This is a genomic window from Flavobacterium sp., assembly GCF_044339515.1.
Classification (GTDB): Bacteria; Bacteroidota; Bacteroidia; order Flavobacteriales; family Flavobacteriaceae; genus Flavobacterium.
In genome coordinates, this window is record NZ_JBIIVK010000026.1 from 11959 (window position 1) to 38815 (window position 26857).

At 34.5% G+C, this 26857-nt stretch carries 22 protein-coding genes and 1 tRNA gene; 10 read left to right on the forward strand and 13 right to left on the reverse strand.

Features of this window, described 5'->3' with window-relative positions; genetic code table 11:
- Positions 1-40: 40 nt before the first annotated feature.
- Both ACIQ0M_RS08725 and ACIQ0M_RS08730 read left to right on the forward strand, forming a co-directional pair.
- Positions 41-3421 carry a T9SS type A sorting domain-containing protein gene (locus ACIQ0M_RS08725; RefSeq protein WP_396151465.1) on the forward strand — a complete coding sequence of 1127 codons (3381 nt, stop codon included), beginning with the start codon at positions 41-43 and terminating at the stop codon, positions 3419-3421.
- Between the two features lie 3 nt (positions 3422-3424).
- Complete coding sequence (locus tag ACIQ0M_RS08730; protein WP_396151466.1) at positions 3425-5479, forward strand: M13 family metallopeptidase; 2055 nt, start codon at positions 3425-3427, stop codon at positions 5477-5479.
- Between the two features lie 260 nt (positions 5480-5739).
- Here ACIQ0M_RS08730 and ACIQ0M_RS08735 read toward each other — a convergent pair whose 3' ends face one another.
- The 7 genes from ACIQ0M_RS08735 to ACIQ0M_RS08765 all read right to left on the reverse strand — a co-directional run bounded on the left by ACIQ0M_RS08735 (position 5740) and on the right by ACIQ0M_RS08765 (position 10895).
- Positions 5740-6906, reverse strand: a complete 1167-nt coding sequence (locus ACIQ0M_RS08735) for an iron-containing alcohol dehydrogenase (protein ID WP_396151467.1) — start codon at positions 6904-6906, stop codon at positions 5740-5742.
- 117 nt (positions 6907-7023) lie between these two features.
- Positions 7024-7605 carry a nicotinate (nicotinamide) nucleotide adenylyltransferase gene (nadD, locus tag ACIQ0M_RS08740; protein WP_396151468.1) on the reverse strand — a complete coding sequence of 194 codons (582 nt, stop codon included), beginning with the start codon at positions 7603-7605 and terminating at the stop codon, positions 7024-7026.
- Positions 7606-7636: 31 nt separating this feature from the next.
- Positions 7637-8002, reverse strand: a complete 366-nt coding sequence (locus ACIQ0M_RS08745) for a four helix bundle protein (RefSeq protein ID WP_396151469.1) — start codon at positions 8000-8002, stop codon at positions 7637-7639.
- Between the two features lie 59 nt (positions 8003-8061).
- Complete coding sequence (gmk, locus tag ACIQ0M_RS08750) at positions 8062-8631, reverse strand: guanylate kinase (RefSeq protein WP_396151470.1); 570 nt, start codon at positions 8629-8631, stop codon at positions 8062-8064.
- An 80-nt stretch (positions 8632-8711) separates the two neighbouring features.
- The gene (locus ACIQ0M_RS08755; RefSeq protein ID WP_396151471.1) at positions 8712-9572 is read right to left on the reverse strand and encodes a YicC/YloC family endoribonuclease; all 861 of its coding nucleotides are present in this window, start codon (positions 9570-9572) and stop codon (positions 8712-8714) included.
- Between the two features lie 92 nt (positions 9573-9664).
- Positions 9665-10546, reverse strand: a complete 882-nt coding sequence (locus ACIQ0M_RS08760) for a DMT family transporter (RefSeq protein WP_396151472.1) — start codon at positions 10544-10546, stop codon at positions 9665-9667.
- A complete protein-coding gene (locus ACIQ0M_RS08765; protein WP_396151473.1) occupies positions 10539-10895 on the reverse strand; it encodes an arsenate reductase family protein in 357 nt (118 codons plus the stop codon). The genes ACIQ0M_RS08760 and ACIQ0M_RS08765 overlap by 8 nt, the downstream gene beginning before the upstream one ends.
- Before the next feature lie 154 nt (positions 10896-11049).
- Between ACIQ0M_RS08765 and ACIQ0M_RS08770 the strand changes: the two genes are divergently transcribed.
- Positions 11050-11123: transfer RNA gene (locus ACIQ0M_RS08770), tRNA-Ile, on the forward strand.
- Between the two features lie 267 nt (positions 11124-11390).
- Complete coding sequence (locus ACIQ0M_RS08775; protein WP_396151474.1) at positions 11391-11624, forward strand: hypothetical protein; 234 nt, start codon at positions 11391-11393, stop codon at positions 11622-11624.
- Positions 11625-11644: 20 nt separating this feature from the next.
- On the opposite strand, the gene ACIQ0M_RS08780 is transcribed toward ACIQ0M_RS08775, so the two are convergent.
- Entirely contained in the window at positions 11645-12235 is a 591-nt protein-coding gene (locus tag ACIQ0M_RS08780; RefSeq protein ID WP_396151475.1) for a riboflavin synthase, read from the reverse strand.
- 58 nt (positions 12236-12293) lie between these two features.
- Here ACIQ0M_RS08780 and pdxA point away from each other — a divergent pair, with 58 nt between their 5' ends.
- The 6 genes from pdxA to accC all read left to right on the forward strand — a co-directional run bounded on the left by pdxA (position 12294) and on the right by accC (position 17284).
- Entirely contained in the window at positions 12294-13343 is a 1050-nt protein-coding gene (gene pdxA, locus ACIQ0M_RS08785) for a 4-hydroxythreonine-4-phosphate dehydrogenase PdxA (protein ID WP_396151476.1), read from the forward strand.
- Positions 13344-13427: 84 nt separating this feature from the next.
- Positions 13428-13967 (forward strand): YceD family protein, encoded by a 540-nt coding sequence (locus ACIQ0M_RS08790; RefSeq protein ID WP_396151477.1) that lies wholly within the window; start codon positions 13428-13430, stop codon positions 13965-13967.
- A 9-nt stretch (positions 13968-13976) separates the two neighbouring features.
- Positions 13977-14171 (forward strand): 50S ribosomal protein L32, encoded by a 195-nt coding sequence (gene rpmF / locus ACIQ0M_RS08795; RefSeq protein WP_026709628.1) that lies wholly within the window; start codon positions 13977-13979, stop codon positions 14169-14171.
- A 162-nt stretch (positions 14172-14333) separates the two neighbouring features.
- On the forward strand, positions 14334-15332 hold the full coding sequence (locus tag ACIQ0M_RS08800) for a beta-ketoacyl-ACP synthase III (protein ID WP_396151478.1): 999 nt from the start codon (positions 14334-14336) through the stop codon (positions 15330-15332).
- A gap of 19 nt (positions 15333-15351) precedes the next feature.
- Positions 15352-15846, forward strand: a complete 495-nt coding sequence (gene accB, locus ACIQ0M_RS08805) for an acetyl-CoA carboxylase biotin carboxyl carrier protein (RefSeq protein ID WP_396151479.1) — start codon at positions 15352-15354, stop codon at positions 15844-15846.
- 91 nt (positions 15847-15937) lie between these two features.
- Entirely contained in the window at positions 15938-17284 is a 1347-nt protein-coding gene (gene accC, locus ACIQ0M_RS08810; protein ID WP_396151480.1) for an acetyl-CoA carboxylase biotin carboxylase subunit, read from the forward strand.
- Between the two features lie 34 nt (positions 17285-17318).
- On the opposite strand, the gene ACIQ0M_RS08815 is transcribed toward accC, so the two are convergent.
- The 5 genes from ACIQ0M_RS08815 to ACIQ0M_RS08835 all read right to left on the reverse strand — a co-directional run bounded on the left by ACIQ0M_RS08815 (position 17319) and on the right by ACIQ0M_RS08835 (position 26825).
- Positions 17319-17561 (reverse strand): hypothetical protein, encoded by a 243-nt coding sequence (locus ACIQ0M_RS08815; protein WP_396151481.1) that lies wholly within the window; start codon positions 17559-17561, stop codon positions 17319-17321.
- A gap of 4 nt (positions 17562-17565) precedes the next feature.
- Positions 17566-18189, reverse strand: coding sequence for a hypothetical protein (locus ACIQ0M_RS08820; RefSeq protein ID WP_396151482.1), 624 nt, complete (start codon positions 18187-18189; stop codon positions 17566-17568).
- On the reverse strand, positions 18189-21308 hold the full coding sequence (locus ACIQ0M_RS08825; protein WP_396151483.1) for a class I SAM-dependent DNA methyltransferase: 3120 nt from the start codon (positions 21306-21308) through the stop codon (positions 18189-18191). The genes ACIQ0M_RS08820 and ACIQ0M_RS08825 overlap by 1 nt, the downstream gene beginning before the upstream one ends.
- A gap of 319 nt (positions 21309-21627) precedes the next feature.
- Complete coding sequence (locus ACIQ0M_RS08830; RefSeq protein ID WP_396151491.1) at positions 21628-23499, reverse strand: S9 family peptidase; 1872 nt, start codon at positions 23497-23499, stop codon at positions 21628-21630.
- A gap of 125 nt (positions 23500-23624) precedes the next feature.
- On the reverse strand, positions 23625-26825 hold the full coding sequence (locus ACIQ0M_RS08835; protein ID WP_396151484.1) for a reprolysin-like metallopeptidase: 3201 nt from the start codon (positions 26823-26825) through the stop codon (positions 23625-23627).
- Between the last annotated feature and the right edge of the window lie 32 nt (positions 26826-26857).

Consider the following 26857-nt stretch of genomic DNA (forward strand, 5'->3'; position numbering starts at 1 on the left):
GAAAACGTTTTTCTATTTTTGAATAAAAAATTCAACCTAAATGAAAAGAAATCTACTTTTATTATTAATAATTCAATCTTCATTTGTCTTTGCTCAATTTAATCCAACCGCTCCATGGATGGATAATGTTCAGAAAAGAGATAACAAGGATGCTACAATTGATGAAATCAAAACAGCTTTTGATACTTATTGGCAAGACAAAAATAACAAGGTAAAAGGTAGTGGATACAAACCTTTTATGAGATGGGAAACCCATTGGCGAAATAAAGTAGATGAAAACGGATATCTAATGACACCTACCCAAATGTGGGAAGCTTGGAATCAAAAACAAGCAAGAATACTGAGTCGCAATGAAACACTGAACGACATCAGCAATTGGGAACCGCTTGGCCCTTTTAATCACATCAATACCGGTTCTTGGTCATCCGGACAAGGACGTGTAAATGTAGTCGTAGTTGACCCAAATAATGCCAACACAATCTACATTGGTGCACCGGCAGGTGGAATCTGGAAATCAACAGATGCAGGACAAAACTGGACTCCGTTATCGGATTATTTGCCGCAGATTGGTGTGTCGGGAATTGCCATTGACCATACTAATTCAGATATAATTTACATTGCCACCGGTGATAAAGATGCCGGTGATACCTATTCAATCGGCGTTTTAAAATCAACTGATGGTGGATTAACTTGGAATACAACCGGATTGACATTTAATAACACTTCAACAGTAGCGGCAGATATTTTTATGCATCCAAACGATCCTTTAACGTTATGGGTTGCAACTAGTGCAGGGCTTTTTAAAACCTCAAATGGCGGAACAACTTGGACAAATAATCTAAGCGGAAATGTAAAAGATTTGAAATTGAAACCGGGCAATCCAAACATTGTGTATGCCGTAACGAATAATCGTTTTTACCGCTCAACCAATGGCGGAAATAGTTTTACAATGATTACATCCGGTATGCCTGCCAATTCGGGGCGGTTAATAATTGATGTTACTCCTGCAAATCCTGAATATGTATATGTTTTGAGTGCAAGAACAAATTGGAGCCATCAAGGATTATATAAATCAACTAATTCCGGTGTGAATTTTTCAATAACTCAAAACACTGTTGATATTTTTGAAGCTGATCAAGCCTGGTTCGATTTAGCCTTAGCGGTTTCGGATACCAATCCGGAAGAAGTTTACACCGGTGTTTTAAATGTTTGGAAATCGTCTGATGGAGGTAATAATTTTACTAAAATAAACAGCTGGTCAAACCCTTTTCAAGCTACTTATACGCACGCAGATATTCACTTTTTACGTTTTTATGATGGTGTGCTGTATTGCGGTAGTGATGGAGGGGTGTATGTTTCTACAAATAATGCAGCTTCGTTTACTGATCTAACAGCAACGGCTCAAATAGGTCAATTTTACAGAATTTCCGTATCGAAACAATCGAGCTCAAAAATAGCCGGAGGACTGCAAGACAATGGTGGTTATGCTTTAAGTAATAATCAATGGAAAAATTTTTACGGAGCGGATGGTATGGAGACTGCTATTGATCCAAACAACAGCAACAAATACTATGGCTTTATTCAAAACGGTGGAGGTTTGTATTTTACCAATAATGCTGGAGCATCACTCTCAGGAAGTATAGGTGCCCCGGAAGGTGAAGGGGGTAATTGGATTACTCCGTTGGTTTTTAATTCAGCCGGAGAATTGTTTGCTGGGTACTCTAATTTATACAAATTGGTCAATGGTTCATGGCAAAATATTTCGATTAATTCTTTCTTCAATGGAAATATCGAATTAATTGTAGTTGACCCTTCCAATGATGATATCATGTATATTGGTGATGGCCAAGATTTGTATAAAAGTTCAAACAGAGGAGTAACATTTGATTATCTTTTTTCATTTTCTTCGGACATTACCTCAATTGAAGTAAACGTTCATAATAATAACATAATTTACATCACCGCCTCTGGTCTTAATGGAGTGGTTTCCAAATCTACCAATGGTGGTTTATCGTTTGCCAATTTTGCACAAGGGTTGCCTTCGATTGGTCGAAATGTCATCAAACACCAAGCCAATCATCCTTTAAATCCCGTTTATTTAGGAACAAGTTTGGGCGTCTATTATCGTGACGATTCCATGAATTCGTGGATTCCCTATGATACTAATTTACCAAATGTTACAGTGACTGATCTAGAAATCAACGTTTTGGACGGAAAAATTATTGCATCAACTTACGGAAGAGGTGTTTGGCAATCACCAATCCCATCCCAAATAGCCGAAAATGAAATTGCTCTGTTGAGCATAGAAAATCCAGCGGCATCAGTCATTAACTGTAGCACGAATAGTTTGTCATTTTTAGTAAAAAATACGGGTTCAACCACAATCACTGATTTCATATTAAATTATTCGATAAATGGAATGGATGCTAGTTATGATTGGAATGGATCTTTAGCTTCATTAGCTACAACTACGGTAGAAATTCCGAACATCACATTAATCAGAGGAAATTCTATTATTCAAGCAAATATTGTAATGGAAAATGATACTTTTTCAAACAATAACGCCCTAAATATAGAAGTATTGAACAATGATGGTGGTCAAGTTGGAGAAGTAAATACTTTTGAAACAGAGGAATCATCACTATTATCCAATCATGAAGGATCCGAAAATAGCTGGCAACGAGGAATACCAACCGGAACATTATTAAACCAAGCAGCTTCGGGAGCAAATGTATATGCAACGAATTTAGATGGGGATTACCTCGATTTAACTAAAGCCTATTTGTATTCACAATGTTATGACCTCACACAAATTACAAACCCGATTATGCGTTTTAAATTAGCGTTTGATATCGAAGAAAATTGGGATGTGCTTTACGCAGAATATTCAACTAATTTTGGTGAAAATTGGGTTGTTTTAGGAACCGCAGATGATCCGAACTGGTATAACAGCGACAGAAATCCGCAAAGTGGTGGAGATTGCGAAATTTGTCCGGGTGCACAATGGACAGGAACAAATACTAACCTACTAGAATACAGTTATCCGTTAAATGCCTTTACAAATGAAAGTAACATTATCTTCCGTTTTGTCTTTCACTCTGATTATACAGTTACAAAAGAAGGAGCTGTTATCGATGATTTTGTTATTGACGGAACATTATCAACACAAGCTTTTGAAAACAATTCTATAGCGGTTTATCCTAATCCGACAAAAGGTGTTTTCACTTTATCGTACGGGAATTTTAATCCGCAACAAATTGATATATATGATGTTACCGGTAAAAATATTTTATCTGTTGGGAATGCGGATTTAACCGATAATCAAACTGAATTGAATTTGTCTAACGTTTCAAACGGAGTTTATTTTATCAAAATTTCAAATGAAAACGGGCAAACCGTGAAACGAATAATTAAAAATTAAGAAATGAATACAATTAAAAGAAATCTAATCTGTGTGTTGACATTGTCTTCCCTAACAGTCGGATTTGCTCAAGAAAAAAGTAAAGAAACCATCGGAATTAACATGGAATACATGGATAAATCCGTAAAACCAAGTGATGATTTTTTCCGATTTGTAAACGGAAATTGGTTAGATAAAAATGAAATTCCTGCTGACAGAACCCGTTGGGGAAGCTTTGATGAACTTCGTAAAAAGACGGACGATGACATGAAAGTTATTCTCAATGAAGCATTGCAAAATCCGGCTTATACAAATGAAACTGATCAAGAAAAAGCATTGAATCTTTACCGCTCAATTATGGATACGGTTTCTCGAAATAAACTCGGCATCAAACCGTTAGAACCTTATTTAAAAAAAATAAATGCCGTTAAAAATGTTTCCGATTTAAAGAAACTTTTAATCGAAATGGAAACCGAAGGTGGAATCGGATTTTTTGGTGTTGGTGTGGGCACGGATGCGAAAAACAGTAACCGAAACGTTGTGAATGTTGGGTTGGGAAGTCTTGGTCTGCCCGATCGAGATTATTATGTTTCCGATGAAAAAGACAGCAAAGAAAAAAGAGAAAAATACCATGCTCATATCATTAAAATGATGAGTTATTTGGGAGAAAAACCTGCACAAGCAAAAGCCAGTGCCGATAAAATTTTAGCTCTGGAAATTGCGATGGCAGCACCTCGTTTAGATCGAGTGGAAAGAAGAGACCGAAGAAAAACATACAATCCGATGACAGTGGCTGAACTTCAAAAATTAACACCTACGATTAATTGGACAGAATATTTAAAAGGAGTTGGTTTGCCTATTGTTGATACTTTAATCGTATCGCAACCCAAATACATGACCGCATTAGAAACTATTTTCAAAGAAAATAAAGTGGAAGATTGGAAAGCTTACATGCGTTGGACCTTGTTAAACCGTTCAGCCGGAGCACTTTCTACTGAAATCGGAAATGCCAACTGGGAGTTTTTCGGAAGAACGCTTACTGGTGCAGTAAAACAAAGACCGTTGGATGAAAGAGCTTTACAAACCGTAAACGGTTCCTTTGGTGAAGCATTAGGGAAAATTTATGTTGAAAAAAAATTCCCACCTGAAGCCAAAGAAAAAGCAAGAAAAATGATTGATAATGTGTTTCTAGCCTTTGAAAACAGAATCAATAATTTACCTTGGATGGCAAAATCTACCAAAGAAAATGCAAAAGCAAAACTGAGAAAATTTAATGTAAAAATCGGTTATCCCGATAAATGGAAAGATTATTCTAAAATAACCATAATCAGTCCAAAAGATGGCGGAACTTATTTTGAAAATTCGAAGCGAATTACGAAATGGCGTAACAATGAAAATTTTGCCAAATTAGGTAAACCGGTTGATAAAACTGAATGGGGAATGTCTCCTCAAACCGTAAACGCTTATTATAGTCCGTCGTTTAATGAAATCGTATTTCCTGCTGCAATTCTTCAACCACCGTTTTATGATTACAGAGCAGACGAAGCTGTAAATTATGGTGGAATTGGAGCCGTAATTGGTCATGAAATTTCACATGGTTTTGATGATAGCGGTTCGCGTTACAACGCCGATGGAAATTTAGTCAACTGGTGGAGTGACGAAGATCTAAAACAATTTACAGAATTAGGCGGAGCTTTAGCAGATCAATATTCGCAATTGGAACCGTTACCGGGAATTTTTGTAGATGGGAAATTTACGTTAGGGGAAAATATTGGCGATTTAGGTGGAGTAAGTGCCGCATTAGACGGATTGAAAATTCACTTAAAAGAAACCGGAAATCCTGGTTTAATCGATGGGTTTACTCCTGAACAACGTTTCTTTATTTCGTGGGCCACCATTTGGAGAAGTAAAGCCAGAGACGAAGCAATTAAAAATTTAGTCAAAACCGATACACATTCTCCAGGTCAATACCGGGCGTATGTTCCCCTTCAAAATGTAGATGCTTTTTATGAAGCATTCAACATTAAACCCGGCGATGGAATGTACATTGCAGAAGACAAACGAGTACGAATTTGGTAGTGAAGTTAAAATATTAATAATCAATGCAATAATATTCAAAATCCAACGTTGTAATTCAACAATCATTTGCTTCAAGCAAGTTAGAGTTAGTTAAATTTTGTTTTGGTGTTTTGAAAAAGGCGTTCCGGAAATTACTTCTGGAACGCCTTTTGAATTTTTTTTTCTGAGTGGCTGAGTTACTGAGACTCTGAGAAACTGAGTTTCTAATATTTTAAGTTTCACATTTTTTTCTCAGCTACTCAGCTACTCAGTATCTCTTTTTAATAACTCATCTCCACAGTCTGTCTCACTTTTTCTAACGTGATATTTTGTTTTTCGCCCATCGCTTTCCAGCCTCTTTCTTCAAAACGATCTACAATAAAATCAGCTGTTTTTTCATAATCAGTGGTGTAATTGGAAAGTTTAGTTTCCATTCCCATTTTATGTAAAAATTCAACCGTTTTTTCAATGGCTTGTGTTGCTTTTTCTTCAATAGAATTTCCTTCTACATTCCAAACGCGTTCACCGTATTGAGCTAATTTTTCTTTTTTGGTTTCAAACATGGTTCGGTATAAATTTGGACCTATGATAGCTAATGTTCGGGCGTGATCAATTTCATATAAAGCGGTTAGTTCGTGTCCAATCATGTGTGTTGCCCAATCACTTGGAACACCTTTTTGAATCAATCCGTTTAGTGCCATCGTCGCACACCACATAAAATTGGAAGCCAATTTATAATCTGATGGGTTTTGAACCACATCCGGTCCAATTTCAATTAACGTTTGTAAAATACTTTCGGCAAATCGGTCTTGTAAAAGAGCATCGTGTGGATAGGTTAAGTATTGCTCCATTACGTGTGTGAAAGCATCAACCACGCCGTTTTCCAATTGTCTTTTTGGTAAAGAAGCCACCACAGATGGGTCACAAATCGAGAATTTTGGGAATAACGCACTTCCGCCTAAAGTTAATTTTTCTTTCGTAGCTTCGATGGTAACTACCGCACCCGAGTTCATTTCGCTTCCGGTTGCCGGTAAGGTTAAAACCGTTCCAAACGGAATGACTTTGGAAATATCTTTAAATAAAATTCTTTTCTTTAAAATTTCAACGGCATCACCTTCAAAATTCACAGCTCCTGAGATGAATTTCACGCCATCAATCACACTTCCGCCACCAACGGCTAAAATGAAAGTGATTTTTTCGTTGCGAATGATTTCTACCGCTTTCATCAACGTTTCATAACGAGGATTGGGTTCGATTCCTCCAAACTCTACCATTTCTACTGATGAAAGTGCGGCTTTTACTTGGTCGTAGATTCCGTTTTTAAAGATGCTTCCCCCACCGTAAGCCAATAAAATTTTACTGTTGGCAGGAATTAATTCGGATAATTTGGCTATTTGACCTTTTCCAAAAATATAATTGGTTGGGTTGTATAATTCGAAGTTTGTCATTGTAAGATTGTTTAAGAGGTTAAAGGTTTAAGAGTTTAAAAGGTTTAAAGCTTAAACGCATACAAAGTTACAAAACGATTGAAGGAACAAGTGGTAAAGGAGTGTTAAGAGAACGAATTATTTCCTATAAAACAAATTATGATCTAAAAAAGCCCACACATTTTCCGGTAAAACGGCTCTCACATTTTTACCGTGTTTGATGCTTTCGCGAATGAAAGTAGAAGATAATTCAATCACCGGAGCTCCTACACGATGAATTTTTGGATGATTGATAAATTGTTCGTCAATGACTCCGGAATTTAATCTTGGATACAGAAAAATGTCATGGTTTTGCAGAATTATTTCGTAGTTTTTCCATTTATGTAGTGAATTCAGATTGTCTTCGCCCATAATCAAAGCAAATGCATAGTTAGGATATTTTTCCTGAAGATGAGCTAACGTATTGATGGTATAATTCGGTTGAGGTAGTTTGAATTCGATATCAGAAGGTTTTATTTTCGGATAATCTTTGGTCGCTAAATGCACCATTTCTAGTCGATGATAATCATCCAATAATGTGCTTTTTTGTTTATGCGGATTGTGCGGCGTAACCACCATCCAAATCTGATCCAAATCAGAATACTCCGCCATGTGATTGGCAATGATTAAATGCCCCACGTGAATTGGATTGAAGGTGCCGAAATAGAGACCGATTTTCATAGATTAGTCCTTAGTGAATAGTCCTTAGTCCTTAGTTTTTGAGAGTTTTTGAAAAGGAATAAATCATTTTTGACTCTTCCTGAATCATTAGCATTAGCTCATCATATAAAGATTCATCTTTAATAAAATCTAATTCTTTGGAAATAATGAGTTGCGTTTCAATTTCGTTTAATGATCCTTTAGCAATATCAAGAAAATAACTGAATGATTTATCCGTATTTCTTCCAAAACCTTCGGATATGTTAGATGGAATTGAAACTGACGCTCTTTTTAATTGGCTTGTTAAAGCAAAACGTTCATCTTCAGGGAATGTTTTAACCAATTTATAAACTAAAATGACAATTTTTATACCTTTTTGCCAAATAAGTAAATCTTTATATGAATTTACAGCTGCCATAAATATTTTTTTTATTAAGTACAACAAACTAAGGACTAAGGACTATTCACTAAGGACTATCAACTAACAAACTTCTTAACCAATTCATACGCCTCTGCTTTCGCCACATCCAAATCATAATTTTTAATCACTTTATCAAATTGCGGTGCGGTAGCTAATTCAACCGATGCTTTTGCAATTCGCATGTTGATTTTATCATCCGATTCTGTAGAACGCTTTTTCAAACGAATTTTTAATTCATCAATACTCGGCGGTTTCACAAAAACGGCTAATGTCTCGGTTTTAAATTTCGATTTTATTCGCAAGCCACCCGCTACATCAATGTCGAAAATGACATTTTTTCCTTTGGCCCAAATGCGTTCGACTTCACTTTTTAAGGTGCCGTAAAAATTATCGCGATAAACCTCTTCCCATTCAACAAATTCTTCTGCTTTGATATGGTTTTTAAATTCTTTGAGCGATATAAAATAATAATCTTTTCCGTGCACTTCTTCACCTCGTGGCTCTCGAGTGGTACAAGAAACCGAAAATTCCAAATTCAAGTCGGATTGAGCCAACAAATGTCGAACAATGGTGGTTTTTCCCGATCCGGATGGTGCAGAGAAGACAAGTAGTTTTCCTTTAGTCATATTTTTTTTAAGTGATTAGTGAATAGTAATTAGTGAATAGTAAGTATCGGCTAATTACTATTCACTAATCACTAATTACTCTATAATACATTCAAAACTTGTTCCTTAATTTTCTCCAATTCATCTTTCATCATCACTACCAATTTTTGCATTTCAGAATGATTCGATTTGGAGCCCATCGTATTAATTTCACGACCGATTTCTTGGGTAATAAAACCTAATTTTCTTCCATTCGCTTCCGTTCCTGCAATAGTTTCGATGAAATAATTAAGGTGATTTTCTAATCGAACTCTCTCTTCGGTAATGTCATATTTTTCAAGATAAAAAATCAACTCTTGTTCAAATCGGTTTTCGTCCACATTGGCTTCTAATTCTGCTAAAGCGGTTCGAAGTCGATTTTTTACTGTTTCAATTCGTTCAGTATCCATACTCACCGCTTGATTCATGAAATTTCGAATATTTTCAATTCGCATAATGAATTCGCTTTCCAATGATTTTCCTTCATCGACACGGAAAGAAGCAATATTTTTCATGGCATCATCCACTACCTTTAAGATTTCATTCCATTCATTTTCATCAATTTCATCACGTTCGGTTTTTAAAGCATCCGGCATCCGAACGGCCATTTTCATCAATTCGGTTTCATCTGCATTTGGAATCACCGCTTTCATTTGATTGATATAGCCTTTCACAATCGGAACATTGATTTTGGAGGAAGTTTCCTCACCGGTAATTTCTATATAAATGGAAAAATCAACTTTGCCTCGCTCTAATTTTTGTGAAATGATGTTGCGTAATCCCAATTCCATTTCACGATAAACAGATGGCATTCTTACATTCAAATCCAATCCTTTACTGTTTAACGATTTAACTTCTACGGTTATTTTTTTGGTTGGAAGTTGCAAAGAGGCTTTTCCAAAACCGGTCATTGATTGTATCATGCTTGTATAAAAATGTTTTCAAAGATAATTAAAAGTTTACAGTCTCAGTCTCAGTTTTCAGATTTACTGCGACTGTAAAGTGCGACTGTAAACTACTTTTTTTTTTGCGTTACCAAATAAACTCCCGTGAATATCAAAATAGCCGAACCAATTTTCACCCAACTCAATTCGTCTTTTCCTAAACTGATGGCAAAAACAGTGGCAAATAAAGGTTGAAGATAGATAAAAACCGCCACAGTAGTAGGTTTTAATTCCCGCATGGAAACTAAGTTTAATAAATACGTTAAGAAGGTTGAAAAAATGACTACAAAACCTATTTTCCAATATATATCAATCGGAACTAATGACCAATTCACGGCATCAAATTCGCTCCACCCAAAAGGTAAAACCATCAAAAAACCAAATGTATATATCCATTTTACGAATGTAAAGGCATTATATTTATCCATTAGTTTTTTGACAATGATAAGATAAAAACCATAAGAAACGGCATTGATAAACACCAACAAATTCCCTAACATTTCGTTTGGAGCATTTATCATCGATTTTCCGTAAAGAATAAGAGAAATGGTCCCGGCTAAGCCCAAAAAGATACCGAATACTTTTCTTTTTAACATCCGTTCTTTCATAATAATGGCAGAAAGGATAAGCACAATCATTGGGGTGGTAACCATCAAAACCGCTCCCATGATGGGCGAAGTATAGCTTAAACCTTTAAAAAATGTTAGCATGTTTAAAGCAACACCAAAAAAAGCTGCAGCAATGATTCTTGGAAAATCAGATTTTGCAATTTTTTCTTTCGGACCAAAAAAGGAAATCATCCAAAATAATAAAACTGAACCTCCAACACGTAGAACAATGAAACCAAAAGGTTCTATAAACTCAGGCATTACATCTTTGGCAATGGTAAAAGTAACCCCATAAATAATGGAAACCAAGGTGGCCGCCATTAACGCCCAATGTCTTTTACTCATTTGCTAAAATATCAATGGCTGCTTGAACGATTTTGGGGCTATTTCCAACAAAAATAGATTTGTCAATCAGAATCACCGGACGGTTTAGGAAAGTGTAATGTTCTAAAATATATCTTTTATAGTCGGATTCAGTGAGTTTTTCATCTTTTAAGCCCATTTCTTTGTACAATTTGGCTCTTTTGCTAAAAAGCACTTCATAATTACCTGTCAATTGTTGAATTTCTTCTAATTGCTTGACAGTTATGGGTTCTTCTTTAATATCTTGGAAAATAAAGTTGTTTGTGTTGGGTAGTGATTTGATGATTTTTTTGCACGTATCACACGTTTTGAGGTAGAAAATTTTACGCATCTAACATTTTTTTACAAAAGTAATTACTTTTTGACTAATTCTAAATCAACAAATTGAGATGTTCTTCCTGTTTTATAAAAAGGTATGACAACAATAAAATTGATTTATATTTTGAGTAAAACAAAAATAGTAGTAATATTGCACTCTCTAAACCGGTCCTATAGCTCAGTTGGTTAGAGCACCTGACTCATAATCAGGTGGTCCTTGGTTCGAGCCCAAGTGGGACCACAAAACCTCCCAAACGGGAGGTTTTTTCTTTTTTTCTTTGTAATTAAAAATATTTTTTTCAAATCTCACAAACCAAAACCAAACATTTTACGTTAATATAATTTTGAAATCAAAGAAGTTAACAAAAAAAATGTATTTTTGCCGATGATTTTAGAATTTCATAGACTTGAGTCAAAAAAAAGTAACATAGCTTTTGTTTTATAGAGATTTTTACTTTATTTGTCAAAATATTTTGTTAAAGAAAAAATTTATTTACATTTACACCCTATGACAATTGTTCCAAATAAGTTTTTAAACGCATTAATAGGATGCTTTATAGGAATGGTTTCGTTAACTGCTCATGCTTCAACATCAGTAGCTAACCCAAACCCTCCGCCACCTACACCGCCACCACCGGGATTACCGATTGATGGAGGGGTTGCCCTTTTAATAATAATAGGATTACTATTTGCTTTTTATAAATACAACTTCAACCAAAACATAAAAAAAACGCTGAAATAATTCAGCGTTTTTTGTCTAGTTTACTTTCTCAGTTCGTTAAGTCGTGAAATATATTTCCCAATTACGTCAAATTCTAAGTTTATAATTGTGCCTTCTTTTATAGTGTGAAAGTTTGTGTGTTCATATGTGTAGGGAATAATGGCAACACTAAACTCATTTAATTTTGAATTTACTACGGTAAGACTTACGCCATTTACGGTTATAGAACCTTTTTCTATGGTAACATTATTCAACGTGGCATCGTACCTGAAAGTAAAATACCAACTCCCATTGGATTCATTAACAGCAACACATTGCCCTATTTGATCCACATGACCTTGCACTATATGACCATCAAGGCGGTCACCCAATCTCATAGCTCTTTCTAAATTCACTACATCACCAGTCTTCCAAGAACTCAAATTAGTCTTTTCAATAGTTTCTTTGATAGCCGTTACAGTGTAATCAGTATTGTCAATTGACACAACAGTTAAACAAACGCCATTATGAGCAACACTTTGATCTATTTTTAATTCCGATGTAATGCCGGAAGTGATTGTGAAGTGAACATTATCCCGCTCTTTTTCAATCGATTTTATTCTTCCGAGAGTTTCTATGATACCGGTAAACATTTGTGGTTTTATTTTTGTAAATTTGCACTTCAAAAATAGCAATAAATTACGTCTTGTCATGGTAAAAAAAGCAGAAAATATTCTCGTAGGAATTTCAATTGGAGATTTAAACGGAATTGGAAGCGAGGTCGTTCTTAAAACATTCGAAGATTCAAGAATGTTAGAATTATGTACACCTGTGATTTTTGCCAATGTAAAAATGCTGTCCTATCTCCGAAAAGGGTTTGAGTCAACCGCAACACTTCACGGAATAGACAAGTTGGATCAAATTATTCCCGGAAAAATCAATGTCTTTAATTTATGGAAAGATAGTTTTAATTTGGAATATGGTGTGGCCAACGACATTGTAGGTTCTTATGCCATTAAATCATTTATAGCAGCCACAAAAGCTTTAAAGGAAGGAATTGTAGACGTTTTGGTTACAGCTCCTATTAATAAATACAACATTCAATCGGAAGATTTCAAATTTCCCGGACATACCGATTATTTAAATCAAGAACTTGACGGCGATGCGTTGATGTTAATGGTCAACGATTCATTAAGAGTAGGTTTACTTACTGATCATATTCCGGTAAATGAAGTAGCGAAACATTTAACCGAAAAATTGATTGTTCAAAAAATCTCAACCGTCAAAAAATCACTTGTTCAAGATTTTAAAATAGGAAAACCTAAAATTGCTGTTTTGGGATTGAATCCGCATTGTGGTGATAATGGTGTAATTGGGAAAGAAGATGATGAAATCATCCGCCCTACTATCAAAAAATTATTTGATACAGGAACATTTGTTTTTGGACCCTATGCTGCCGATAGTTTTTTTGGAAACAACATGCATGAGAAATTTGATGCTGTTATCGCGTGTTATCACGACCAAGGTTTGATTCCTTTTAAAACACTTTCTTTTGGAAGTGGTGTGAACTATACTGCTGGCTTAAACAAGATCAGAACATCACCCGATCACGGCACCGCCTTTGAGATAGCCGGAAAAAACAAAGCCGATTTTAATTCATTCAAGGAGGCCGTATATTTAGCTATCGACATTTATAAAGCCAGAATTGAATATGACCAAATTACTGAAAAACCCCTAAAAACTAAGGAAAAACAGTTTTAAACAAAAAAATGTTTATAACTGTCTTGGATTTGCGATTATTTTATATCTTTGCAAACCAAATTTTTGGGACAAATTGCTGTTGAGATGAAAGTATCTAATGAATATTTAATCCCGTTTATCGGATTAAAGCTAGGAAAACATCAATTTGACTATCAAATAGATAAAACGTTCTTTGATCGCTTCGAATACGATGAATTTGAAAGTTGTAATGTTAAAGTAGATGTTGTTTTAGATAAGAAATCAACAATGCTTGAACTACATTTCAAACACAAAGGAACAGTTCATGTGCCTTGTGATTTAACGGGAGAACCATTTGATTTAACCATCAAAGGAAAAATTGATGTGGTTGTTCAGTTTGGAGATGCTTTTAATGATGAGAATGAAGAATTACTCATATTGCCTCATGGTGAACATCAAGTGGATGTATCTCAATATATTTATGAAATGATTGTGCTTTCAATTCCATTAAAAAGAATTCATCCCGGTGTAAAAGACGGAACATTGAAGTCGGAAGCAATCGAAAAATTAGAACAACTGAAAGTCAAGGCGAAAAAAGAAGAATCGAAAAGTGAAGAAACAGACCCTAGATGGGATCAATTAAAAAAACTATTAACGGATAAATAATATAGTAAAATGGCACATCCAAAGAGAAAGACCTCGAAAACCAGAAGAGACAAAAGAAGAACTCATTATAAAGCAACTGCAGCTCAAATTGCAACTTGCCCAATAACAGGTGAAGCACATTTATACCACAGAGCATATTGGCATGAAGGTAAAATGTACTACCGTGGACAAGTAGTAATCGACAAAACTGAAGCTGTTGCTTAGTATTTTCTTATCGTATATAGATAAACTCTCACCATGTGGGAGTTTTTTTGTTATACCTATATTTTAATAAAATTAGCCTTTCGAAAATAATCAAGTTTAGATTTTTTTTTGTAATTTCCACCTCTTTTAACCGTTACGGGAAAAGAAAAACAATCAAACCCTATGAGTAAAACAACAGCCGCCATAACCGCAGTGGGTGCTTATGTTCCTGATTTTGTGTTGTCAAACCAAGTACTTGAAACATTAGTTGACACCAACGACGAGTGGATTACGACCCGAACGGGAATTAAAGAAAGAAGATTATTAAAAGAAGAAGGAAAAGGAACTTCTTTTTTAGCTATACAAGCTGCTCAAAATTTAATAGAAAAAAGCAATATCAATCCGGAAGAAATTGATGTAGTCATTGTTGCCACGGCAACACCGGATATGCCGGTAGCAGCAACCGCAGTTTATGTAGCCTCTCAAATTGGTGCTGTAAACGCATTTGCTTATGACTTACAAGCGGCCTGTTCAAGTTTCCTTTATGGAATGTCTACTGCCGCGGCTTATATTGAATCCGGAAGGTATAAAAAAGTACTTTTGATCGGAGCGGATAAAATGTCCTCCATTATTGATTATACTGACCGAGCCACCTGTATTATCTTTGGAGATGGTGCAGGTGCTGTTCTTTTTGAGCCAAACCACGAAGGCCTCGGACTTCAAGATGAATTCTTAAGAAGTGATGGTATTGGTCGTGAATACCTAAAAATTGATGCCGGCGGATCAATTCTTCCTCCTTCGGAAGAAACGGTTAAAAATAGACAACATTTTGTTTTTCAAGACGGTAAAACCGTGTTTAAATATGCCGTTTCTGGAATGGCCGATGTGAGTGAAAAAATCATGCAACGAAATAATCTTTCACACGATGATGTTGATTGGTTAGTTGCTCACCAAGCCAACAAGCGAATTATTGACGCTACTTCCAGTCGAATGGGCGTTGACGAGAGCAAAGTGTTGGTAAACATTGAAAAATATGGAAATACAACTTCGGCTACATTACCTTTGCTATTAAGTGACTTTGAGCAAAAATTTAAAAAAGGAGACAACCTTATTTTTGCTGCATTTGGCGGCGGATTTACATGGGGATCTATCTATTTAAAATGGGCTTACGACAAAAAATAAAAAACTAAACTAAACTATCATGGACATTAGAGAAATTCAAAACCTAATTAAATTTGTAGCAAAATCTGGTGCTACAGAAGTAAAATTAGAAATGGATGATTTTAAAATCACCATTAAAACTACAGAAGCCGGAGCAGCAGAAGCCTCCTATTTTCAACATTATCCGGCAGCTCAACCCATGCAACCAATGATGCAACCCGTAGCCGCACCAAGTACTCCGGCACCAGCCACACCAAGTACTCCTGTAGCAGCACCGGCAGAAGATAATTCAAAATACATCACGATAAAATCACCAATGATTGGAACATTATACAGAAAACCGGCTCCGGACAAAGCTCCTTTTGTAGAAGTTGGAGCTACAATTTCAAAAGGTGATCCCGTTTGTGTGATTGAGGCAATGAAGTTATTCAACGAAATTGAGGCGGAAATTTCAGGAAAAATCGTGAAAATTCTTGTTGATGATATGTCACCTGTAGAATTTGATCAACCTTTATTCTTAGTAGATCCATCTTAAAAAGTTAGAAGTTAGAAGTTGGGAGTTAGAAGTTTTTCTTTCTTCTTAATTGTCTAATTGACACCTTGTCTAATTATCTAATTTAAAAAATATGTTTAAAAAAATATTAATTGCCAACCGAGGAGAAATTGCACTTCGTGTGATTAGAACCTGTAAAGAAATGGGCATTAAAACAGTAGCGGTATATTCTACCGCAGATGCTGAAAGTCTTCACGTAAAATTTGCCGATGAAGCGGTTTGTATTGGTCCGCCACCCAGTAATTTGTCGTATTTAAAAATGTCAAATATTATTGCGGCAGCTGAAATTACAAATGCTGATGCCATTCATCCGGGTTACGGATTTTTGTCTGAGAATGCTAAATTTTCTAAAATATGTCAGGAACATGGCATCAAATTTATTGGTGCTTCGCCTGAAATGATTGATAAAATGGGGGACAAAGCTACGGCTAAAGCAACCATGAAAGCAGCCGGTGTTCCATGCGTTCCGGGTTCAGAAGGTTTATTAGAAAGTTACGAACAAGCCGAAAAAATCGCAAAAGAAATGGGTTATCCTGTGATGTTGAAAGCGACTGCAGGTGGTGGTGGAAAAGGAATGCGTGCAGTTTGGAAAAAAGAAGAATTGCTTAAAGCTTGGGAAAGTGCTCGTCAAGAATCAGCAGCAGCATTTGGAAATGACGGGATGTATATGGAGAAGTTGATTGAAGAACCTCGCCATATTGAAATACAAGTTGTAGGAGATGCATATGGAAAAGCATGTCACTTATCGGAAAGAGATTGTTCAGTTCAGCGTCGTCACCAAAAACTAACCGAAGAAACACCTTCACCATTTATGACCGATGAATTGCGTGAAAAAATGGGTGAAGCTGCGGTTAAAGCTGCTGAATTTATTAAGTATGAAGGAGCCGGAACAGTTGAATTTTTGGTTGACAAACACAGAAATTTCTACTTTATGGAAATGAATACCCGGATTCAAGTCGAACATCCTATTACGGAACAAGTTATTGATTACGATTTAATTCGTGAGCAAATTTTAGTGGCAGCAGGTGTGCCAATTTCCGGTAAAAATTATCTACCACAATTGCACTCAATTGAATGTCGTATCAATGCAGAAGATCCTTACAATGATTTTAGACCTTCACCGGGAAAAATTACGGTTCTTCATTCTCCTGGCGGACATGGCGTACGTTTAGACACCCATGTTTATGCCGGTTATACCATTCCGCCAAATTATGATTCGATGATAGCCAAGTTAATTACTACGGCTCAAACCCGTGAAGAAGCTATCAACAAAATGAAACGTGCGTTGGATGAGTTTTATATCGAAGGCATCAAAACTACGATTCCATTCCACCGTCAATTAATGGATGAACCGGATTATGTGGCAGGAAATTATACTACAAAATTTATGGAGAGTTTTAAAATGAACGATCCGGAATAAATAGAAAATCCCAAGTGTTGAGCTTGGGATTTTTTTATAGAATAATCTTAAGAAATGGGTTATAGTTTGAATCATAGCCTATCCAATAGGATGCTAAATGATGAGATTTACTTTCGTTTACGTAAACATGAATTTTGTAACCCTCCCATAAATTTCTAGACCATACGAGTTCCTCGGTAATTATAAAATAATTATACCACTTTCTCGCTCCTAATTTGGTTAAGTTGAGTTTGTTAGTGTTTAGGGCGTTTAGGATTTTGGTTTGGATGTTATTCATGTTGTTAATTTACGTAGTTTAAAAATAAATGATCAATTTCTTTTTTTTGATGTTTAGATAAATGACTATCAATTGATAAAAAAGGCTGTAATTTTTCTATTAATTCATTTTTTCGACCATCTTTCATAAGTAATTTATTAATTCCATCTACACATTTGTCAACACTTCCTTCGAGGATGTATCCGACTAGAAATCCTTCACAATCACAATATTTACCTCCAAGTAAAAAATTATCAATACCGGTTGTAATATATCTTCTTTTCAAATCTGAATCATTTTCTTTTAGGTTTTTTGCTTCGACAAAATATTTATATTCTTCATTATCGTTCCAAAATTTAGAAAATCTCAAATCTATTCTAGAGAATTTTGCGGCAAACCCTTTAACAGGGATAGCAGTTTTATTAAATTGATGATCTTCTCGGTTTGTGAAAATTTTCCAATTTTTTCTTTTTGGGTTTTCATCAAGGTACATATGAAGTATTGCTGTAATATCATTTTCCTCCATATCTAAAGAAATAGTATTACTTGATTTCGAAGTATAATAAGCCTCAATAATCAAAGTTGTACATCTTACTTTGAACTTTTTTTGAAATTTTAGAAATATAGAAGTAGCTAAAGTTCCTGCCATTATTCTTTCATGTTAAGAATTTCAACTAACAAAGCCTTACTATCTTCCATTGCAGCTGTCTCACTCCAAAATCTTCTTTGATTAGGTTTTATGATATAGATATCATTACCATCAAAATAATTAAGTTTTTTTCTAAAATAAAGATTTTGAGATTTTTCATTCCAAAGTTTTTCATCTAATGATTTGAGTTCCCTATAAATATCTTCTTTAGAGATATTCACTTTTTTTTGCTCACTTCCAAAAGACAATTTTATCATATACAAAGGACAATCACTATTAATAGTATAATGTGTTGCCGATACTTTTAAATCAACATCGTCAAGCCAGTCATTAAGTTCTTGAGTTACTCTTTTAGAATAAACATCAATTTTTTTGATAGGTAAAACGGCTATTGAATTTTCTTGTTTTTCAAATAAATCTAAACTATAGTCTAAAGTGTCTTGAATGATAATTTGCTCATCTTCTGTTAACTCTAATATATCATTATAAATGATTTGGTCAATTTGCTTTTCTAAATGAATTATGTTAGTTATTAAACCATTTTCATAGTCAATTTTTTTTGCTTGAAAAATTTGATTAAATAATTCTACTAAACCAAATTTAACTTCATCAGTTATTGTATAAGGTATGGTAAGAAACTCATTTTTCATAATTTGTTCCCTTTCTATTCCATATGATGATATTGTTAAAAAAAGCAAGTAAGAACTAATTTTTGAATTTAACAATGTTGTTAATGCCTTTAAATAATTTTCATTTTTATCCAAAGAATAAAAGCCATAAACGCCATCTCTAAATGTGCATATTTCATCTAAATATGATGCACAAATTTGATTGTCAATTAATCCCTTTTTAAGTAGTACATGTGGTGCAAAATATGCTTCTAAATCACCTAATCTTCTAAAAAAAGATATATTTTGAAATTGATTGTGATTTAATAAAGCATCATCAATACCATAAAATAGTTTAGCTTTTTTTGTTTTTATTGAAGTATTAATTCCTTTTAAATTTGAAGAATTAGATGTAAATCTTTCAATATAATCTGCATCTAAGTACTTATTATCAGATATAAATTGGTTTTTTAAATTTTTGTCTTTTTTGTTTGTTAATAATTGAAATCCAACACCATTTTTGATATTGTTCTTTCTCAAATCGCTTTTTAGAGATTTATTTTTAAAAAGTTTTTCAATCAACTCAAAATCAAAATAGCTTCCCCACATAGCAATTTTCCAGATTTTTGTATCTGGCTTTTGGCATTCAGTTCTTGGTAAATGCTTTTCATCAGATGAATCAATAACAATTCCCTCTAAAATATCATTTTTGATATACGTTTTAGGTGCGTAATAGGTAATTGTGTCTTTCTGTTTTTTAGGGATTTCATTTTGATAAAAAACAATACTAATTGGTCCAACTGCTGAACCAAATAATTGTCCACCAGAAAATTTTGGAGCCTTTCTTAAAATTGAAAAATTATATATTTTCTCAACATGATTATCGTTAAACAACCATTTTCTGAAATTTTGATATGTTCCTCCTGTATTGGTTAAAACTTTTGTATTGAAAATTAAAGCTATTTGACCTTTTGGTGCTAAAAAAGTTGCTTTATGTAAAAATGGCAAAACCATTTCCTGAGCAAAATTTTCCTTTTTACAATAAGTAGATATTGACGGTAGTAAATTTTTTGTGCCAAAAGGCGGATTTCCTACAATCAAATCAAAATATTGTAATTCTTTTATTTCAGATAAATCAGAAATAGTATCTCTCTTAAAAAGATTACTACCTTGTTCTTTTAAACTTTCGTCTTCTGGGTCGTTAATTAAATATGGAAACTTTATCGAGCCATTCCACCAACCTGTTTTTGGATCTAAATTATCTAACAAAGCTAAATACAAACTGAACGCAGCAACTTTTATAGACTTCCCATCCAACTCAATTCCAAAAATATTAGACTTAAGAATATCTACTAAAATATTAAAATTATTAAGCGTTGATGTGTGCTTATTTTCATAACGCTTTACCAATCTTTTAAAGCTTTGAACCAAGAAAATTCCAGAACCACAACTAGGATCTAATGTTTTTACATTATAATTTGATTCGCTATTTCTGACTGGTAACTTTTCATTAAGAATTAACTCAACCAATGAAGGTGGTGTATAAAAAGTTCCTGTATTTTTTTTCTCTTTCTTATCTAATTCAGATAGAAAATTTTCGTAGATTTCACTTAATAATTCAATTCTGATTATACTAAAATCAAATAATTTCCAATTAAATAGTTTGGGTTGATATTCATCAATATTACCATCAAAAAAACACTTTCCTATTAATGATAAATGTTCCTTTGTAATAAAATCTTTTTCGTTTTGTTCAAAATTAAATAAACTTCCATTAAAGTCATCTGATAGTTTTTCGAACAGATTATAGGTTGCTTCAATATCCTCTAAAATATCAAAAAAAGAAGTAGCTTCAGGTAAAAATGATTTATATAAATCAACAGATGTTGCTTTTCTGTCTTCTAAATAGAACAAAAACAAAGAACGCATTATTAATTTATGAATAATAAATTTGTTTTTAAGTCCTTTTCTATCTAATGCATTAGCAACATTGATAAGACTTTGAATTAAAAATTTATCTACTCTTTTTTGAAGATTTATCTTTTTTCTAATTTCTATTGCTTCATCTGATGACCAGATAAATCCGGTGTCTATTGCAATTCTGGAAAAGACAATATTTAGTTTTTGTAGTTTTTGGGTATCTGTTTCTTTACAAGAATAAAGTTCTAATTCTTTTAACTTCGATGTAAATTCATTTTCTTTAATAGTTGAATTATCATAGCTGAAAGGTTTTTCAGAACAATTGTAAATCCTGATTTCTGTTTTGGTATAAACATACAAGAATAAAACCTTTTGAAAATTCCAACAAATTTTTTGTATGTCAGCAATTTGTTTTAAAGTATAAAAATCGAATGAATCTACTTCTTTTAAAAAAAGAACAGGTTGATTTTCATTACCATATACGTTAATAATACCGTGTTTCTTTTTATCAAACAAATCATTAATGTCAAATGCCTTGCAATCTTCTGCAAAATTTAAGATATCTAATTGATTAATTATTGAATTTGACATTGTTTCTATTTTTACAAAAATATGATAAATAAAGAATCTTGCATTAAATAGGAATTAATATTTTGAGTTTAATATTAACAGAACATGATTAATAAAATAAAAACAAAATATTGGTTTTTTTTGATAAATTTTATCTAAGTACCACACTCTCTATAATAAGTTTTTCTTTTAGATTTTTTTTGTGAATATATTTGGTATGGTTTTGAATTTATATTTTATGAAAATATTTAAAAAGTCAAACACAATGAATTAGTTTAAGTAAAAACCAAAATGAATAAACTATTCTAAAAAGAGAACTGCCCTACGCATAGATTAAATATTACAACGTCTCTTTCAACCATCCAAAAAACTCGCGTTGCCAAACCATCGCATTTTGCGGTTTGAGTACCCAATGGTTTTCTTCAGGGAAATAAACAAATCTACTTTTGATACCTTGCAATTGAGCCGCTTGAAACGCTTCTTGTCCTTGACCAATTGGTACACGGTAATCTTTTCCTCCTTGGATAATTAAAATAGGTGTGTCCCATTTGGTTACATTTTTAATTGGATTGAACTGATTATACGTTTTTTGTGCCAATGCATTGGTTTTATCCCAATATGGTCCGGCTAAATCCCAATCGGTAAAGAAAACTTCTTCTGTGGTTCCATACATACTTTCTAAATTGAACACACCGCAATGAGAGATAAATGATTTAAAACGTTTGTTGTGAATTCCGGCTAAATAGAAAACGGAATAACCACCATAACTTGCACCTACTGCTCCCAAACGTGAATTGTCTACATAACTTTCTTTGGCAACATCATCAATGGCAGAAAGGTAATCGTCTATTACTTGTCCACCCCAATCTTTACTGATTTGTTCGTTCCAAGCTACTCCATGGCCCGGCATTCCGCGACGGTTGGGAGCTACTACAATATAACCTTGAGAAGCCATCAAACTGAAATTCCAACGAAAAGAATATGATTGTGACAAGGCACTTTGAGGACCACCTTGACAATATAACAAAGTCGGATATTTTTTAGTTGCATCAAAATTGGGAGGAAGAATAACCCAAACCAACATTTTTTTCCCGTCTGTGGTGGAAACATATCGTTTTTCAAATTTTGGTAAAGCTAATTTGTTATAGGTTTCATCATTCACTTTAGTCAATTGAAGCCATGTTTTTTTCTTAAAATCGTAGGAATAAATTTCTTTCGCATGATTCATGTCAGTTCTCCCAACAATAATTTTATCTCCTGAAAATCCAACAATATCGGTCACATCAAAATCACCCGAAGTGATTTGACGAACAGTAATGGCTATTCGGGTTAGGCCCGGAAAGTTCACTTCAAATAATTGTTTGGTGCCGTCAATCGGAGCCAAGAAATAGATTTTTTTACCATCGGCACTCCAAGTAAAACTATCAACGGTTCCGTCCCAATTCGCGGTAAGGTTCATGTCTATTCCTTTAAAACGAACGATAATGTCATTTTTATCTGCTTCATAACCATCCCGTTTCATTTGTAACCACGATAATTCACCATTAGGAGAAATGGTGGGATGCGTGTCGTAACCCAAATTACTTTCTGTTAGATTGGTAGTGGTTTTTGTTTCTAAATGGTACTCGTATAAATCGGTGTTGGTGGAAATAGCATACGCAGTACCGGATTTCTTTTTACATACATAAATAATACTTTTCCCCTCTTTAGACCAAATGTAATCTTCATCGCCACCAAATGGTTTTTGAGGAGAATCGAAGGGTTCATCTTTCATGATGTCAACAAATGATTTTTCTTTATCAGCTTCAGAAAAGCCAACATGGTTATAACTTCCTTCGTTCCAAGTATCCCAATGGCGATAATTTAAACCATTGTAAATTTGAACATCTGATTTTTTTAAATCAGGATGAACATCTTTTCCATTGATTTTTTCAACTTTAACTTCTTTATGTGAAAGTTTATATTTTCCGTCAGGCGAAAGATTTTTATCCACTAATAGTTCTTTTGTATCGATAATTTCTGTAGCTGTTCCTCCGTTAACAGGAATGCTGTAGGTTTTTGAATTAGACTTGTTTTCTTCCACGGAAGGAATAGAAACTTTATAAAGTATATTTTTTCCATCTTTTGAAATCCCTAAAGGCGAAACTCGACCTAATTTCCAGAGGGTTTCAGGTGTTAAAACTTCTTGGGCGGCTAGTGTTTGAATTCCCATAAATAAACTGAAAATAATGATGCTTTTTTTCATCGCATAAAAAAATTAAAAGTATAAAAGTAACGCTTTTTGCATAAAAAAACCATCTCTGAAAAAGAGATGGTTTTAAAAAAGTGATGTTTTTTTTATTGTTTAATAAAACGTTTTGTCTCTGAACTCGTTTCGTTGACTAATTCAAGTAAATAAGTTCCCGTTGTTAATGAAGAAACGTTGATTGTATTTTCAGTTAAAGTTCCGGTTTGAACTACTTGCCCCATTACATTTATGATTCTAAATTGCGAATAAACCGTTTCTGATGAAATAAATAAGTTTCCATCTTTCACTGGATTTGGATATAGTTTAACTTCGTTGTTTGCTATTGGTTCAATTTCAACTTCACCTTCTCTACCAGTTGAAACAATATTTACAGTATAATCTTCCACTTCTCCAAAAGAGAAGGTTTCACAAGCTGTTGGAGAAGCATTATATTTCATTGATACTCTCATTCTAGTTTGACCTAAAAGAGCAGTTGTTGGAACCGTAAAACTACCGGAAATTGGAGTTGCAGTTGTGCGATTTCTGTTGAAAACTTGTTCATCAGCATCGGCAAAATCACCATCTCTATTCCAATCAATCCAAACACGATAAGCTTCGCTGTAAACAGTTCCGGTCCATCCCGGTGTAATTGTAATTGCATTACTCGTTCCTCTCACTAAATTAGTAGATAAATTAGTAAAGTTGCCATATCCGCCATTGTTTCCTGATAAGTTGTTTATTGTACCCAATTGAACTCTATTGATGAACTCATCAGCAGTACTATTCCCTCTTGAGGCACAATACGTAATCGTATTGGCTAGAGTAGTAACATTTACTGTATTGCTGTTTACAGATACATTTCCGGCAGCATCTTTTGCTCTAACATTAAAAGTATAGGCTGTAGAAGCAGTTAAACCGGTAACAGCAAATGTTGTTGCAGTTGTAGTAGAACCGATTAAAATTCCATTTCTAAGCACATCATAACCTGTTACACCTACATTGTCAGTAGCACCAGACCATGATAAATTAGTTGATGTTTGTGTAGTTCCAGAAGCAGATAAAGTTGGAGCCGTTGGAGCTGTTGTATCAGGAGCAGGAGCAGATGGAGTGGTTACTGAAACGGTATTGCTGTCGCCAGAGATATTACCGGCTCCGTCTTTTGCACGAACAAAGAAAGAATAAGTCGTAGATGCTGTTAAACCAGTTGCAGTATAAGTTGTTCCGGTTACAGAAGCAATTAATGAACCACCTCTATACACATCATATCCTGTAACGCCAACATTGTCAGTTGAAGCTGTCCATGATAAATTTGTGGATGTTTGAGTTGTTCCGGAAGCGGTTAAATTGGTTGGTGCTGTTGGAGCAGTAGTATCAGCTACAGCTGTTGTCAACGTAAAATTAGCATTAGAAACATCAAAGAAAATGTGATTATTTCCTTTAACCATGATACGACAAGTTGAGCTACTAACGTTTGGCATTGTTACTGCTTGTGAACCATCATTTGGAGTGGCTGTTAACAAATTTGACCAAGTATTTCCACCGTCTGTTGAAATTAAAATATCAACATTGGCACAATTTACATTGTTTGCTGTTGTTCCGGCCACGTTCCATGTTACAGTTTGTGAACTTCCACCTGCATATGAAACGGCTGTATTTGGTGAAGTTACCGAAAATGGTCCTGCTGTTGCATTAACAGTCACAACCATATCGTCACTGTTGTTAGCAGAACCACCTGCTCTGTTGTCACGAACAGTTAGTCTGAAATTCATCGTTCTGGCAACAGAAGGAAGTGCTTCTACTGTTATTTCTGTACCTGCTGTTGTCGTTGCACCCGCTAAAACAGATTGCATTCTTGGGAAGTAACGTACAGGAGAAGTGCTTGAATTATAAGATCTGAAAGTAGGTCCGGTGGTTCTTGTTGCACTTGCAGCTGAACTTGCTCCGGTTGCGGTTGAAGCAGCATTATCAAATTGTTCCCAGTTAAATGTTAACACATCACCATTAGCATCTGTTCCGATTCCGGTTAACATAAATGGAGTGCTTCTTGGAATGGTATAATCTAAACCGGCATTGGCTGTTGGTACTGTGTTTCCGGTTGCTGTATTGGTTTGACAGGTTTTGTTTTTAACATTATTCGTTACTTGTTGAATGCTAAACGCATGAAAATACACGTCTGAATTAGGTTGAACATCTTGGTTGGTAATACCTGCATAACCCATAATGGTTGACCCTGAACCAGGTTCCATGTTAGCTCCAGTTCCTTCATTACTCATTGAAAAGGTATGATTTGCCCCAAATTGATGACCCATTTCGTGAGCTACATAATCAATATCAAATAAATCTCCGGTTGGAACTGTTGCGGCTGTAAAAGCACTTCCTTTCGAACCATTCACACATACACAACCAATACAACCTGCATTTCCATTGTTAGAAGCTCTCACAAATAAATGTCCTATATCATAATTGGCCTCACCAATAACTGATGTTAATGTGCTTTGAACTTGACTGTTATAACTTGTAGTATATGGGTCAGTTGAAGCGTTGGTATAAATTACTAAATCTGTATTAGCAATTAAAACCATTCTCACTGCAAAATCTTTTTCAAAAACACCGTTTACACGGGTCATTGTTGCATTGATTGCAGCCAAAGCTTGTGCTTTTGTCCCTCCAAAATAAGCAGTATATTCCCCAGTTGTAGATACCGCTAAACGGAATGTTCTTAATGTACTGTCATCTGCATTTGGGCGTAAAGTTGAAGGGTCGATCTGATCTGCTACCGTATCGATTACACCACATTCAAATGGCGAAAAGTATTTTGCTTTATCCGCTTTTTTGTAAACGGAATAGGTTGTTAAATCCTCTGTTAAAGGCTCAATAAAAACCGCAGCTTTTCCTGAATTCAACTGCATAGATTGAAAACCTAAAGGAGAAATACTAAAATAAACCGTTGAGGTTGGATTGTCAATCCCAACACCGATATAGGATTTAATTTCGGGATAATTAGCTGCCAATTCTGGTGCTAAAATTGAGTTTTCATACACCGTGAATCGTTCCATAGTTCCCTCTGCATTGGGAAAAGAAATTACTTTACCGCTCTTAGTTTGGGAAAATCGATTTGGAGTTGTGGAAAGAAACGTTTTGATACCTTCCACATCTAATTCAAAAACATTGTTTTGTGGAACTCCTGCCTTGCTTTCTAAAAGGGTGGCATTACTTTTTAAAGCCGAGGTTTTCCAGAAATTGCTTTTCTCTTGTGCATTGGAAAAGCATACACTTGCCAAAAGTGCAATGGTGAGTAATTTGAGCTTCATAAATCTTGGTTGATTAGTTAATATGAAGCCAA